This is a genomic window from Niallia circulans, from assembly GCF_007273535.1.
GTDB classification, from domain to species: domain Bacteria; phylum Bacillota; class Bacilli; order Bacillales; family Cytobacillaceae; genus Niallia; species Niallia circulans_B.
The window spans coordinates 1,094,684-1,107,936 of sequence record NZ_RIBP01000004.1 but is presented as its reverse complement, the minus strand read 5'-3'; the positions used below and the strand labels follow the sequence as shown (position 1 = coordinate 1,107,936).

12 protein-coding genes are annotated in these 13,253 nt (G+C 39.4%); 3 read left to right on the top strand and 9 right to left on the bottom strand.

What is annotated here, in order from left to right:
* Window positions 1-14 precede the first annotated feature (14 nt).
* Entirely contained in the window at window positions 15-719 is a 705-nt protein-coding gene (locus tag CEQ21_RS13520; RefSeq protein ID WP_185764964.1) for a DUF421 domain-containing protein, read from the top strand.
* Between the two features lie 53 nt (window positions 720-772).
* On the opposite strand, the gene CEQ21_RS13515 is transcribed toward CEQ21_RS13520, so the two are convergent.
* The 3 genes from CEQ21_RS13515 to CEQ21_RS13505 all read right to left on the bottom strand — a co-directional run bounded on the left by CEQ21_RS13515 (window position 773) and on the right by CEQ21_RS13505 (window position 4,220).
* A complete protein-coding gene (locus tag CEQ21_RS13515; RefSeq protein ID WP_185764963.1) occupies window positions 773-1,447 on the bottom strand; it encodes a YdeI/OmpD-associated family protein in 675 nt (224 codons plus the stop codon).
* Between the two features lie 105 nt (window positions 1,448-1,552).
* On the bottom strand, window positions 1,553-3,016 hold the full coding sequence (locus tag CEQ21_RS13510; RefSeq protein ID WP_185764962.1) for a protein adenylyltransferase SelO: 1,464 nt from the start codon (window positions 3,014-3,016) through the stop codon (window positions 1,553-1,555).
* Window positions 3,017-3,191: 175 nt separating this feature from the next.
* Window positions 3,192-4,220 carry a polysaccharide pyruvyl transferase family protein gene (locus tag CEQ21_RS13505; protein WP_185764961.1) on the bottom strand — a complete coding sequence of 343 codons (1,029 nt, stop codon included), beginning with the start codon at window positions 4,218-4,220 and terminating at the stop codon, window positions 3,192-3,194.
* 465 nt (window positions 4,221-4,685) lie between these two features.
* On the opposite strand from CEQ21_RS13505, the gene CEQ21_RS13500 reads away from it, so the two are divergent.
* Window positions 4,686-5,084, top strand: coding sequence for a DoxX family protein (locus CEQ21_RS13500; RefSeq protein ID WP_185767271.1), 399 nt, complete (start codon window positions 4,686-4,688; stop codon window positions 5,082-5,084).
* A 35-nt stretch (window positions 5,085-5,119) separates the two neighbouring features.
* On the opposite strand, the gene CEQ21_RS13495 is transcribed toward CEQ21_RS13500, so the two are convergent.
* The 3 genes from CEQ21_RS13495 to CEQ21_RS13485 all read right to left on the bottom strand — a co-directional run bounded on the left by CEQ21_RS13495 (window position 5,120) and on the right by CEQ21_RS13485 (window position 8,253).
* Window positions 5,120-7,036, bottom strand: coding sequence for an FUSC family protein (locus CEQ21_RS13495; protein ID WP_185764960.1), 1,917 nt, complete (start codon window positions 7,034-7,036; stop codon window positions 5,120-5,122).
* 145 nt (window positions 7,037-7,181) lie between these two features.
* Window positions 7,182-7,838, bottom strand: a complete 657-nt coding sequence (locus CEQ21_RS13490) for a PspA/IM30 family protein (RefSeq protein WP_185764959.1) — start codon at window positions 7,836-7,838, stop codon at window positions 7,182-7,184.
* Between the two features lies 1 nt (window position 7,839).
* Entirely contained in the window at window positions 7,840-8,253 is a 414-nt protein-coding gene (locus tag CEQ21_RS13485; RefSeq protein WP_185764958.1) for a hypothetical protein, read from the bottom strand.
* Window positions 8,254-8,480: 227 nt separating this feature from the next.
* On the opposite strand from CEQ21_RS13485, the gene CEQ21_RS27405 reads away from it, so the two are divergent.
* Complete coding sequence (locus CEQ21_RS27405) at window positions 8,481-9,773, top strand: globin-coupled sensor protein (protein WP_328593500.1); 1,293 nt, start codon at window positions 8,481-8,483, stop codon at window positions 9,771-9,773.
* Window positions 9,774-9,842: 69 nt separating this feature from the next.
* Here the strand turns inward: CEQ21_RS27405 and CEQ21_RS13470 are convergent, their stop codons facing one another.
* The 3 genes from CEQ21_RS13470 to cstA all read right to left on the bottom strand — a co-directional run bounded on the left by CEQ21_RS13470 (window position 9,843) and on the right by cstA (window position 13,143).
* Complete coding sequence (locus tag CEQ21_RS13470) at window positions 9,843-10,265, bottom strand: MarR family winged helix-turn-helix transcriptional regulator (RefSeq protein WP_185764957.1); 423 nt, start codon at window positions 10,263-10,265, stop codon at window positions 9,843-9,845.
* A 68-nt stretch (window positions 10,266-10,333) separates the two neighbouring features.
* A complete protein-coding gene (locus CEQ21_RS13465) occupies window positions 10,334-11,068 on the bottom strand; it encodes an SDR family NAD(P)-dependent oxidoreductase (RefSeq protein WP_185764956.1) in 735 nt (244 codons plus the stop codon).
* Window positions 11,069-11,337: 269 nt separating this feature from the next.
* Window positions 11,338-13,143: a carbon starvation protein CstA gene (cstA, locus tag CEQ21_RS13460; protein WP_185764955.1), complete on the bottom strand. Its 1,806-nt coding sequence runs from the start codon at window positions 13,141-13,143 to the stop codon at window positions 11,338-11,340.
* Between the last annotated feature and the right edge of the window lie 110 nt (window positions 13,144-13,253).

Sequence of the window (13,253 nt, the reverse complement as noted above, 5' to 3'; positions counted from 1 at the left end):
GGGGGGGCAATTCCATGGATTTTCATCAAGGCCAAGAATCACTAACTGCAATTGAATGGATACTTCGAGCTATTATTGCCTTTTTTTTCTTAATTATCGTCGGAAAGCTATTAGGCCATCGGTCCATTTCCCAATTACGGATGCTGGATTTTGTAATAGCATTAGTAATTGGAAACGTTATCGCTCATCCCCTTTCAGAGGAAAAGCTTGGCCTAAAAGGCTCCATGCTGACAACCTCAGTTCTTGTTGTTCTCTATATTAGCGGAATAAAACTGATGTTAAAATGGCGTTGGCTCCAGAAGGTCATTAACGAGGACCCAATAACCGTCGTTCAAAACGGTGCTATACTTTATGATGGTCTTAAGAGAGCCAGAATCTCTATTGATATCCTTCTTGGAGAACTGCGGGGTAAGCAAGTGGATAATATTAAAAAGGTGGCATTAGCCACATGGGAGCCAGACGGAAGTATTTCTGTGTTCCTTGAAACAAAGTTTGCTCCTGTCACCCCATCTTCACTCCAACTCAAAACCGCTCCTTTTGAATTGCCGACCACAATAATAAAGGATGGAAGGATTGATATAAAAGAACTAGAGCGTCTCCATAAGCAGGAGGATTGGGTGAGATCAGAATTGCAAGCACAATACCAAGCAGAAGTAGCAGACATACTGCTTGCTACAATAGATCACCAAGATAATTTAGTTGTGTTTTTTTACAAATAAAGGCTGATGGCATTAGTTACCACTACTTAGTCCTTGCTGACAGTGTTACTTTATCAGTTTTGCTCCCGGCGATACAGGTCACGGCTTTTAAAGCCTGCTTTAAGAATTACTTTCATTTCTTGCCGCCTTTTTTCCTTTGTGGCTTCTTGCTTAGCACTATATACATAACGGGCCCAGTCCCTTTGATAGCCCGGCGTTAATGATTGATAAAAGGAAAGAAGGTCAACATCATTTGCCAAGTCATTTTCTATTTGCGGGATATGCTCCAGATAGTCACCGACAGACTGGCTAACCTTGTTATTTGGCTTAGTTTTTCCTTTAGAGTCTTCCTTAAGTCCAACTACAGTAAATATTTCGTCCATGCCAACCATTCTGCTAAATTTAAGATTGCTGCAACCGATAAAGCCATCCTTATCTGCCTCAAGCCCATCCATAAGCTCATCACGGTGAATGAAGGTGGTGTAAACCTTATTCCCTTTTTTAGGATATGCGAGATAGAGATAGCCCCCTTTATTTATGTAGCATCCCTCTATCACTTCGCTCACGATACGCTTCATTGCTTCCATGTCGAGGACAAATGCAAAAATTAAATCATACATTTCTCCAGAAACAAGCTTTGTTTCATAGCCTTTAAACTCTTCCACATATGGACCGTTTTCCGGCATATAAAGTACTGTTTTATGTTCATATTTATGCAGGTTTAATTTCTCCGTAATTGTTTTAGTCACAGTTTTATACTCCTTATATATGGAAACAACCAGTTTTCACTTAAATAAGTAATGCTGCCATCATTATAGGCAGCATCCTTATGTTTATGCAAGACAATACAGTGCTTAAGTGCCGCAGAATGTTCGATATGGTCCATTGTCAATCGGAAGCTGTGCATATTCTACCTGCTCTGCTGTATGAGCATATGGCTGGGATAAGACGTCAAGCAGCTTCTCCATTACTGTGTAATCGCCATGCTCGACCGCAGCCTCTAATGCCTCCTCAACTCGATGATTCCTTGGTATAACAGCAGGATTTACTTTCCTCATCTGCTCTTTCACTTGAGCTTTTGTTTCCGTCTGCCTGCCAAGTCTATCCTGCCAAAGCTTATGCCACTCTTCAAACTCTTTGCTTGCAAACAATGCGTTATTATCTGTTTTCGTGAAGGTAAGGGCTAGAAAAGTATTCGTATAATCTGCTTGGTACTTCTCCATCAACAGCAGCAGTTTATTGATTAGATCTTCGTCCTCTTGTTCTGCATGAAAAAGCCCGAGCTTCTTTCGCATACCATTTAGCCAATTTTCTTTATATAAGTTCATATATCCTGAAATTTTCTCTTGAGCTAATTCGAGTGCTGTTTCATCCTCATCATGAATTAACAGTAGCAAACTCTCTGCTAAACGAGCTAAGTTCCAGCCACCAATTACAGGCTGGTTACCGTACGCATAACGCCCTTCCGTATCGATTGAGCTAAATACTGTATTTGGGCTATACACATCCATAAAAGCACAAGGACCATAGTCAATTGTTTCCCCGCTGATCGTCATGTTATCTGTGTTCATGACACCATGGATAAAGCCGACAAGCTGCCATTTGGAGATAAGCTCAGCCTGTGTTTTTATCACTTCCTCAAGCAGTGAGAGATAGCGGTTCTCTTCTTTTTCTAATTGTGGATAGTGACGCATTATCGTATAGTCAGCAAGAGCTTTAAGCTCCTCATTGCTTCCCCATTGTGCTGCAAACTGGAAAGTTCCGACACGAAGGTGACTCGCAGCTGTTCTTGTCAAAACTGCACCTGGGAGCCTTGTTTCACGGAGGATGTCCTCACCTGTCAAAGTAATGGCCAAGCTTCTTGTAGTAGGAATCTGGAGGGCATGCATTGCTTCACTGATAATATACTCCCGTAGCATCGGTCCAAGTGCTGCGCGACCATCTCCGCCGCGGGAATAGGGTGTCCGTCCTGCCCCTTTCAGCTGGACATCAATTCGTTCTCCAGCTGGGGTAATTTGCTCTCCTAGCAGAATTGCACGCCCATCACCGAGTCTGTTGAAGTAACCAAACTGATGGCCAGCATATGCCTGAGCAAGAGGATCCGCCCCTTGTGGACAATCATTCCCTGCAAAAACTCCTGCACTCGCTTCCTCTTGAAGAAGCTGAGCATTTAAACCTAAGTCTTTGGCAAGCTCTTGATTAAACAAGACTACCTTGGGTGCAGCTGCCGATGTGGGCATTGTTCTCGTAAAAAACTTTTCTGGGAGCTGAGCATAGCTATTGTCTAAATTCCATCCAGCTTCATTGCTTTTTGTCATAGTATCCCCTTTTCTAACATGTGATTAATCCTTACTAATGTTTGCTTCTGTACACTTATTATACTGTTATTTCAAGCTGAAGGCTTTCTTCATGAACTAAGTTCCACTTCATTTCATTACTTCAAGCTTTTAGACGGAAAAAAGACTGTCCTCTGACAGTCTTTTTCCATCTGGTTTAATTTTTGAAGAAGTCCTTTAAAGGCTGAAAATCCTCTGCCAAATGGACGCGGTTCGGCTCTGCCTTCATAAGCTTTTCCACTAATCTTTCTAACTCGCTGATATCCTGTGTATCCGTATATTCAATGAAGTTAAGCTCATCCAGCCAATCTGTATAGGAGTGTTTTGCTTTGCCATAACTATTCCCAAACACAAGGCAAGGGGTATTTGTAATAATGGAAAACACCATCGCATGCAAACGGTCTGTTATGACTATTTTGCTTGAACCGATTTTTTCGAGCATTTCTAAAAAGTATTTTTCTCGTTCATCATAATCAATAGTGTCAACTTCTGAAAGTACTGTATCTGTTCGGTTAACAGGCCCTATCCTTTCAGCCCACTTCATTAAATCGGTAATGAAATCTTCATCTGTCACCTTTTCTTTGTCTGCCCTCAATATAAACAGCACACCATCCCTTTTCAACTCTTTAGGAACAATATCAAGGGAAAGAACCATATCTGGAGTATAGATGACATTAGAGTTAAAGGTATCCTTCACAACCTCGAGAGTTTGCGATTCTCTCGCCGCAATGGTTAAATGGCGGTTTTTATGATAAGCATCCTGTGACTTCTGTTTTTCCAAGTTGCCTTCTTCCGTATCTTCAAAGTAAACAGACTGAGGAAGAGAAATCGTTTTGTAATCCTTGAAAACCTCAAACACCTTTCGTCTGTCCTCTTCAATCTCCAAATACAGGCTGCCGAGATTACCACCGCCTGTAAAGCAGACAATATCATCTTCTTTTATTATCTCTTTTACAAGCTCTATTCCTTCCTCTGTCGCGTAATCCATAATTTCAATATATTCATAATATGGAAAATGATTTTTTATAAATTTTTCCTCTGCATATGCTATTGCTTGGTCACCGATATTTGTGTAGCTTGGCGAGCCGAAAAGGAATACCTTTCTTTTATCATTTAACAAGTCTTTAGCATCAATGTTAGGTGCAATGCCTTTCACTAGTTTTCCTGCTAATTTTTCTGTATTCATTATTAGTGCCTCCATTCTAACAAAATTACTGTTTTGTCTCTTTACCCCGTAAAACACGAAGTATGCCTATTTTTTTTAAAAAGGGACGCCATAGAACACAGTCTTCTATAACAATATATTAGTAAAATATATTGTTATAGAAGACTGTGTTCTATAACAATATATTAGTAAAATATATCTATTTCCGACTATTCTTATTTACTTTCAAAAAAAGAAATGCGTATAATAACAACTGATTATTACACATAGCTTAAATAGTGGAAAGTATTAGTTTTATATTTTCTGCACTGGGTAAAAATGCAAATGGATTGTTCTTAAATACAATTACAGAAATCATTTGAAGAATAATGATTTCGCAGGAAACTGCTTGTATAAATTGAACTTTTTGTCCATATAATAGGCAAAAAAACTTTTTACTCAAAACAAATATTGGAAGAAGGTATTAGCATGGCTCATAATATCGTAATGATAAATAGCGGGCTTTTGATTATTCGCCTTGTAGTGGGTTTGACCTTTGTTGGACATGGAGCCCAAAAGCTTTTTGGCTGGTTTGGCGGGACTGGAATTGAAGGAACAGGCAATTGGCTGAAAACAATCGGTCTTGCAAAGGGAGCGAAAATATGGGCAATCTTAGCAGGATTATTCGAGTTTATCGGCGGTTTGCTGTTTGCTTCCGGTGTACTTACATGGTTAGGTGCAGCAATGATTGTTATCGTCATGATTGATGCGATTTTCGCTGTCCATGGTAAAAATGGGTACTGGATGACTGAGGGTGGATTTGAATACAATTTTGTTTTAATTGCAGTGGCAATCGGTGTTGCCTTAACAGGACCTGGTGACTATGTTTTGTTATATCAACCTTAATACATGATGAAAGCTGGCTAATGCCAGCTTTTTCTTTACTCTAATTGCTCCATTCCCTTCTGCAGATTAAGAACTTCATTGCGCAAATGAGAAAAGCCTTCCACAAAGGGAAGTTCCTTTCGTTCAGAATACACATTATTCTCCATTGATAGAGCCATTATTTCCATTGCATAAAGCCATTGAGCAAGCTCGCTTTCAGGGAATTTCTTTTCCTGTCCATATTTAATGCCTATATTCAACTCATGACTAATTTGTTTAATGAAAAAGATGACTGGCCATAATGCCTCCAGCCTTGCTCTATTCCCAAACAACTCTCCCAATGCCGATTGGTAGACAGTCACCAAGTTGCTGAGATTTGTCTGCATTTTATTCTGTTCTTTATTTTGGATGGGCATGTTATTAGAGTACATTGCTACAAGGAGTTGACCTTGACTGCGGATTGTTTTAGCAATGAAATGATTTAACAGATTAGAGGCAGATTTCCTGCCAATCAGCACTACTCCTGCAAGTCCAATAAGACTTCCTATCAGAATATCTGTCACTCTTACAACTGCAAAATAGGAATAGTCAAACACTTGCGAGGAATACTCGGCCATAATGAGTGCAGATGCCGTAAAGAAAATTGCCGCAAAGCCATAATTACGGACGATAAACAGCTCTGTCAAAAATGTTAAACAAAGGATAAGAAAAGCAACAACAAAACCATTGTGCACAGTAATGAGGATTACCCCTGCAATAAGTAAGCCGATAACGGTCCCCAACATCCTTTGCACTGCACGGTGAAAAGTGGCAATAATAGTCGGCCCACTCATGACTGCTGCACATGAAAGCGGAATCCAGTAAGAGCGCTCAAACGGAAAAGAATAAGCAATTAGTGCCGCTATTATTAAAACAACCCCATACTTAACAGAAGACAGAAATACAATTGAGTTTTTATCAACCGCACCTAATAGTATTGTTTTAAAGGAAGGCTTAACAAACTGTTCATGCTTTAATTCCTCTAACGACGCCGTTAAAATACCATTTGCCTCCACTACCTTTTTGGCTATGCCCTCTATTTCGGCAGACATCTCTTCAGGCAAAGCAACCACTTTACTCAGTAAATTGCTTGTGCCAATCCTTTCACTGATATGACGGACAGCTTGCCCTAATACTGGCGGAATTTTATCGTTTGTAGTAGAAATCGCTGCTATACTTGAATAAATTAAGTTAGCGTGTTCGTTTAACAGAAAAAGCTGACTCCAAAGCTTTGCGGACGATTTTGAAGCATATCCTGCAAACAGAACAGCTTCCGCTTCGCTCATGACAGTAATGACTCTATGTCTTACTATATTCACATTGCTTGTACCAACAGAATCGATTAACTCAGCAAGCTCACAGTAAACCCTTTTCACTGCCTTTATTTCAGGGTTATGAGGATGAAAAAACCAGCCAAGCATGGCGAGAATCCAAGATAAAGCTCCACCTAAAAAAACAAATCCTGCCCGAATCGGCGCAAGAGATGGATCAACCGGCATACCGGTTGCCATAGCAAAACAAAGAACGAAAAATAAGGCGGATGGTCCGTTTATTTTCAGCGCACTAAAAATAAAAATTGCCAATGCACCAATAACACCCATCATCAAAACAGATAAAGCAATATACGGTGCCAAAATGGTCCCAATAAATACAGAAAAGGTAATAGACACCAGCACAAGAAATATTTTTTTGGCTCTTTGAACATAAGGAATATCAAACACATATAAATACGTGAACCCTCCTATTCCGGCCAATAGCCCATTTTCAAAGCTCCCGAAAAGAACACCAATGAATACAGGGAGTGCTGCAGCCAAACCAGCATAAAATGCCTTCAGCCAAGGAAATGGATTCTTGTTTACCTTAAAGGATTGTTTAAAAACAGCATTCATCCTTTTAAATGATTCCCGTAATAGTCCTTCATCTGTATTATTCATTTTAAAGAACACTCCTTTATTAGCTTTCAGGGATTATTTTGAAGGGTTTTTAATTAGAGGAATATAGTGTTAGTGTTCCTTATATCTAGTAATGCATTCTAAAAACAAATTAGGCCCCGTTTAAAAACGGGACCTGTTCTTTTTTCTATTTTGCTTTTAATTTCTCTAATTCCTTTGAAACTTCGCCCTCACTAACATTTGAGAAGCCTGTCCAAGCATAGCTGTTTAATGGATTTTTCGTATATCCGCCTGCCTGTACTTGTGCTTCCATAAACAGAATTTTCTCCTCAGCTTTCGTTACACCTCTTACAATATTGTCCGCACTAAAGGTGCTTGAAACCTTTTGAATTTGCTTAATAGAGTTTGCAACATTTGCACGAGATGCAAGCAAGATTTTCTTATGCTGAAGCTCATTATAAGTAACTAGCAGTTCATTGTACTTTTCCTTCAGGATATTCGTTTGCTCCTTGATAGCTTCTAGTTGCTGCTCGTAGATGCTAAGCTGCTGCTCATGATTGATTTTTTCTTGAACGGCAAGCCTTGCAATTCCATCCTCATCCTTTTCAATCGCAAGTTTAGCTTGGCGAGTTCGTCTTTCTATTAGTTCTTTTGTTTGTCCAATTAGTGCTGCTTGTTTGTTTTCAACAAAAATTTGCCGCGATAAAGCTGATTGAGCTTTTCCGAGCTCATGCTCCATTTCCCTTGTATATTCATTAAGCATCGCAATCGGATCTTCCATGTTATCCAATAATCCATTAATATCTGCACTTGCAATCGTTTTTATTCTTTTAAAAATACCCATATTATAATCTCTCCTTTTTATTTGTGTTGTTTCTTTCCCATTCATCTAAAACAGAGGCATTGCTGAAGTTAACTGGTGGTTTAGGTGTATTCATTGTTGAAGTAGGAATAAACTGCTCCATTGAATTTGATTTTGCCTTTTTCTTTAGATGCTTAGTAACTAAATTTATTACTACTATTACAATGATCAGGAATAACAAGAAGCCTAACCAAGAAAAACTTGGACTGTGGTGAAAACCACCCATCATTTGCGCATGACCGAAGCCGCCATGACGCATTCCGTTCCCCATTCCTTGTCCATGACCAAAGGCTAAATTTGCAGCACCTCCAATCAGTCTTGTGATGAAGCTAACTGCCAATATAATAGAGGCAATTATCACGCTCCAGAAAATACCTTTTTTGAATCTAGCATTCATTGCTTTCTCTCCACCTTTCCTTTTCGATAGTTGTAGTTTAGTAGCCTTTGGTGAAAAGTCGGTGAAAAGCAAACAGTTTTATAAAATTTATTAAAAATAGAAAATCACAACAAAAGGAAATATTATACTAACTCTTAAAAATCGATAGTTTTTACCGATATATTATATGTAAAAATTTGCATATAGATCGGATATATTTATTTTTAACAGGAGTGATAGACTTGAATATGTTTGCAAAGAAACAAAAAGCAGCCAGCTTAAAGGAGTTAGCCGAGCAGGAACGGGATAACGTAAAAATAGATGTCACTAAAGATGCTAATTTAGTTCAACAGCTGGCAGTAATCGACCTCACTTTAGAAGAATTAGCCGTAGCTAGAGTACTACAGCCATTTATTCAAGCAAATATTGAAACAATCTATAACCCTATTTATCACCACACTAATCCTGGAATTCGCAAAGTTGTAGACATGACTTCAATTGGAGTAGATTTAAAGGGCTGCCAAGAATATGTGATAGGCTTCTTTGATGGTATTATTGATGACCAATTTGCAGAAAAAAGAATGAATATTTCTAAGTACTATTTGGCAGTAGGTGTAGAGGCACGCTGGTATCTTTGTACGAACGCAGTATTTGTTAACACTATTCTTGAGCTACTAAAAGAAAAATATCAAGAAGATATTAAAAGCATGACTTTAGCAGCTAAAGTCACAACTAAAATTTTCAACCTAGAGCTGCAGCTATGCCTCGCTTATCTGCAGGATCTGCAAAAGGAAGCAGCTATACTAAAAGAAATGGAAGCAAAGCAACAAGTCAAAACAACAATCGGTTCTATTACGGAAGAATTAGCAGCAATGTCAGAGCAGGTTGGAGCATCTGTCGCTGATGTTGTTGTTCGTTCTGAAAGCATGACGAAGGAATTGGATGAAGGATTGAGGTCCTCTATTGTCACATCGGAATCTTCTATTAAAGGAAGCAGACAGCTTGATCAAGTCATTGAAGAGACAGTTGCACTTAAGGACAGTGTAAATGAAATTAAGACAAGCGTTGGTTCACTGGAGGCTAACTCACGGGAAATTGGTGATATCGTAGCGGTTATCACGACCATTGCGGAACAAACAAATCTTCTTGCTTTAAATGCTGCAATAGAGGCCGCCAGAGCCGGGGAGCATGGGAAAGGTTTTTCTGTTGTCGCTGCAGAAGTACGAAAGCTTGCGGAGCAGACGAAGCTTTCTTCAAGCAATATTACAAGCTTAGTTCTTTCAACGACAAAGCAAATTGAAGATGTCGTCAAACAGATTAATGAAGTGAACTCTAAAACCATTTCAGCAAACCAAAATGTCCAAGAGACAGTAACCAGCTTTGATGAAATTTTGACAGCAAGCATAGTGAGCACAGAAAAAAATGACATAAATAATAAAGAAATGAGCAATTTCACAAACATATTAAAAGAAATTGGTGAAGCTGGCTCCAAGGTAGCAGAGTTAGCAGATGAATTGAACCAGACAATGCAAGGTTATTAAGTACACAAATAAAGAAGAAAATAATCACCAGACGAATAAGAGCCTAATTTATTCGTCCTTTTCCGGTCTCTAAGTTTGCGGATTATTCAGCTTCTCAAATATCTTTAACATCTGCTGCCTTTCTTCTTCTGTGAGCCTTTCAAACAGGTTTCGGCGCAGCATTTCCCCGTCTCGGTGGGCTTTAACCACTATCTCACTGCCCTTTTCTGTAATTCCCAAATAGATGATGCGACGATCCGTTTCATCTACAATCCTTATGGCTAACCCCTTGTGTACTAGTTTTTCTGCTAAATGTGTCAAAGTGGGAGGAGTCAGACCTAAAGCCTTCGCAATATCGGACGGACGGCTATTCCCCTTATTCTCCAAATGGCTGAGAACAAGGATGTGGGAAATGCCAAGATCTTCATTAAACATTTTATTCCACTTAATGATTAAATTATTAGTAACCTTGTCCATATTATGGATGATTTCGAAAATTGTCTTTTCTTCCATAAATATCCCTGCTTTCGATAATTGTTAAAAGCCCCTGATTTAATCAGGGGCTCTCTTATCATACATTACTATTGAGCTGAGAATCCACCATCAATCACCAACTCCGCGCCTGTAATATAATCAGAATCATCTGAAGCAAAGAACAACGCGGCTTTCGCTATGTCATTAGGCTGTCCAAGGCGCTGAAGTGGTGTTGTCTGAATTAAGCGGCTAAGTAAATCTCTTGAAGTGCTTAAGGACTGTGTCATTGGTGTTTCAATAATTCCAGGGAAAAGTGCATTTACACGAACTCCATCACGCCCAAAAGTTGTAGCTGCTGCTTTTGAGATAGCACGAACAGCGCCTTTTGATGCAGAATAATGATTGAAGCCTTGACCAATTTGAGCCGTGTAGGATGAAATATTGATAATAGAACCTTTCTTTTGGGCCGCCATGTAAGGAGCTACATGCTTCATCCCTGCAAATGGACCCCATCCGTTGATAGAAAGCATTTTCTGCCAATCCTCAAAATTAATATCCTGATACACTTTTTCAGAAGAGATTCCTGCGTTATTTATGAGAATATCAATCTTTCCGAACTTTGCTACCACTTCTTTCACTAAATCCTGCCAATCCTCATCGGAAGCTACATTTAACTTTAGCCCATACACGTTTTCCTTTTGGCTAACCTTTTCAAGTGCCGCCTCATTAATATCTGCAGCAATTACAACAGCACCTTCCTGACAAAACAAATCTACCATGCATTCACCGATTCCAGATGCTCCCCCCGTAATAATCGCCACTTTATTTTCTAATCTTCCCATCTTTACATACACTCCTAACTGTCTTTTGTTTTTATTTAGATATCTAAATATTATATCTGGCATTTTAGAACAATAGGACTCCTCTAATTTAGTGAGCGCTATCTCCTTTATTAAATTGGAGGACGACCTAATAATCTATTATTTAGACATCTAAATAATAGATATCTAAATAATAACAGAACTTTTTTTCTTCAGCAATTAATTCAAACTACTTTTATGTAATTTAGGAGAGTCTGACGGCAAACATCGCCCGCAGACTTTCCTTAAAATTATGCAGAAAGATATTTATCTCCTCTTAAACTCGGAGTTTTCCAAATTTCAACCCACTTCTTAATTGCTGCTATTACAATAATCATTCCAAGCACAAGCATAATAATCGACAATACTCCGTTAACAACATTATATCCTGCAGCATCTGGATTCAAATATACATTTGTAATCATCCAATAACCCGCAGCATTAACTGTTACAAATAGATACGCAAGCGGTATGAGACAAGTAAGGATATAGCTGCGCTTATCAGCTATTTTCAAAATGACTGTTGCTCCCACAATTAAGCCAATGGATGCCATCAGCTGGTTAGAAACACCAAAGAGTGCCCAAACGGAGCCAATATCTCCAGAGAACAGTAGATACCCCCATGCAAGACATGCTAATGCGCTTGCAAATATATTGCCAGGCAACCAATCGACGCGTTTTAGTGGTTTATATACCTCACCAAAGAAATCCTGAATCAAGTAGCGCGCTACACGCGTCCCTGCATCAATAGCTGTTAAAATGAAGACTGCCTCGAACATGATGACAAACTGGAAGAAATGCGGTGCAAGATTATCAAACCAAGGAATGCTCGTAAAAATATAGGTCATTCCAACAGCTAAGGAAACAGCTCCACCAGTTCTGCCTTCCAAGTCTAGACCAATTTCCTGGCTAAGCTCAGGCAAATGAACTGCTGACATACCAAGAGTTTTAAATACTTCTGGTGTTGAGTTAATAGCAAAATAATCACCTGGTTGTAAGGAAACAGCTGCAATTAAAGCCATAACAGCAACTAAACATTCAACAAGCATACCGCCAAAGCCGACTATTTTTATATCCTGCCAACGGTCGAGCATTTTTGGAGTCGTTCCAGAACCAACAAAAGCATGGAAACCGGAAATCGCCCCACAGGCAATCGTAATCGAAATGAACGGCCAAACAGGACCAGCAATAACAGGGCCGCCGCCATGTATGAACTCTGTGAAAGCAGGCATTTGCACATCAGGATTTATAATAAAGACACCAATAATCAACGCAATAAATACACCGATTTTCATAAAGCTGCTTAAATAATCCCTTGGTGCTAACAACAGCCATACTGGCAATGCTGCTGCAAAGAAGGCATATATGGGGAGAATAACCGCTAATGTTTTTGAATCAAAGGTCAAGAATTCTCCTAACGCAGTTTCTTGAATGGATGGCCCAATAAAGACACCAATCATAAGAAGAATGAACCCAACTGTACTGGCCAGCTTCAAATTACCTGTCTTCTTATAGAATAAACCAACACCCATCGCAATTGGAATTGTAATCCCTACCGCAAACGTTCCCCATGGGTTGCGCTCAAGTGCATGAAGTACAACCATTGAAAGCCCCGCCATCGTAATCGTAATGATGAACAGCATTGCAAGTCCTGTACAAAAGCCCGCAACAGGACCCAACTCTTCCTTCGCTACTTCTGAAAGTGACTTTCCCTTCTTGCGCATAGATGCGAACAGAACAACAGCATCATGAACAGCCCCTCCAATAACTGCCCCAATCAACAGCCAAAGCAAACCTGGCAAATAGCCAAACTGCGCAGCAAGGATTGGACCGACAAGCGGACCAGCTGCAGCGATTGCCGCAAAATGATGGCCAAACGTAACCCATTTGTTTGTAGGCACATAATCCTTTCCATCATTCAGCTCATGAGCAGGGGTCTTTTTTCGTTCCTCCATTTCCTTCAGCTTTAACACTTTAGCAGCCATGAAGGTACCATACAAACGATACGCAATCATTAAGAAGCACATCGTTCCAATTACGATTGTAATAGCATTCACTTTAGTCAGCCTCCTTTGATAATTACTTCAACATGCATATACAGACTTATTGTAAACGTTTTCATTAATGATTTCAATATCGTATATTGTCATATTTTAGGTAATAGGAC

Excerpts from the sequence above, each read along its gene's own strand:
- CEQ21_RS13520 (WP_185764964.1), top strand. The coding sequence starts at position 15 with ATGGATTTTCATCAAGGCCAAGAATCACTAACTGCAATTGAATGGATA.
- CEQ21_RS13490 (WP_185764959.1), bottom strand. The coding sequence starts at position 7,838 with ATGGGTATTTTTAAAAGAATAAAAACGATTGCAAGTGCAGATATTAAT.
- CEQ21_RS13505 (WP_185764961.1), bottom strand. The coding sequence starts at position 4,220 with ATGAATACAGAAAAATTAGCAGGAAAACTAGTGAAAGGCATTGCACCT.
- CEQ21_RS13465 (WP_185764956.1), bottom strand. The coding sequence starts at position 11,068 with ATGGGAAGATTAGAAAATAAAGTGGCGATTATTACGGGGGGAGCATCT.
- CEQ21_RS13495 (WP_185764960.1), bottom strand. The coding sequence starts at position 7,036 with ATGAATAATACAGATGAAGGACTATTACGGGAATCATTTAAAAGGATG.
- CEQ21_RS13485 (WP_185764958.1), bottom strand. The coding sequence starts at position 8,253 with ATGAATGCTAGATTCAAAAAAGGTATTTTCTGGAGCGTGATAATTGCC.
- CEQ21_RS13510 (WP_185764962.1), bottom strand. The coding sequence starts at position 3,016 with ATGACAAAAAGCAATGAAGCTGGATGGAATTTAGACAATAGCTATGCT.
- CEQ21_RS13470 (WP_185764957.1), bottom strand. The coding sequence starts at position 10,265 with ATGGAAGAAAAGACAATTTTCGAAATCATCCATAATATGGACAAGGTT.
- CEQ21_RS27405 (WP_328593500.1), top strand. The coding sequence starts at position 8,481 with ATGTTTGCAAAGAAACAAAAAGCAGCCAGCTTAAAGGAGTTAGCCGAG.
- CEQ21_RS13500 (WP_185767271.1), top strand. The coding sequence starts at position 4,686 with ATGATAAATAGCGGGCTTTTGATTATTCGCCTTGTAGTGGGTTTGACC.